The sequence below is a fragment of the Pantoea sp. GbtcB22 genome (genome assembly GCF_019091025.1).
Classification (GTDB): domain Bacteria; phylum Pseudomonadota; class Gammaproteobacteria; order Enterobacterales; family Enterobacteriaceae; genus Pantoea; species Pantoea leporis.
Window position 1 is genome coordinate 1 of record NZ_JAGXKB010000026.1, and the last position, 599, is coordinate 599.

At 65.4% G+C, this 599-nt stretch carries 1 protein-coding gene; it reads right to left on the reverse strand.

Annotated features, from left to right (window positions below):
* Positions 1 to 599, reverse strand: a 599-nt coding sequence (locus KVT28_RS24675; RefSeq protein WP_217550768.1) for an Ig-like domain-containing protein, incomplete at both ends; no start/stop codon positions are given.

Below are 599 nucleotides of genomic sequence, written 5' to 3' on the forward strand. Positions count from 1 at the left end.
TGACGTCGGCATAGACGCTGCCCACCGCCGTAGTGCCGTCGTAAATAGTTACCAGACTGCCTTTTTCGGCGCTGCCGTTGAGCAGCGGACGCGCATCGTTAGTGAGGCCGGTGCCGTCATTGCTAACCGCGCCTTCAACGCCGCCGCTGACAGCGTCGGTCACGGTTTCCAGCAGCGGCGGTGCAATCAGGGTATCTACGGTAATCGTAAAGCCGTCTGAAATCACCGAGACGTTGCCCGCCGGGTCGGTGGCCTGCACGGTCAGCGTGTGCATGCCTTCGGCCAGGTTTTCGCTGCTCTGCCAGCGCCACGCGCCGGTTGCAGCATCGGCCCGGACGCTGCCGATGGCTGAGTTGCCGTCATAAATCGTCACCAGGCTGCCGGTTTCGGCGCGGCCGCTGAGCACGGGGCGCGCGTCGTTGGTGAGGCCGGTGCCGTCGTTGCTAATCGCACCTTCCACGCCGCCGGTCACCGCGTCAGTCACGGTTTCCAGCAGCGGCTGCGCAATCACGGTATCCACGGTGAAGGTGAACGGGATGGAGGGTAATCCGGTGTTGCCCGCCGGGTCGGTGGCCCGGGCGGTGAAGCTGTGCGGGCCG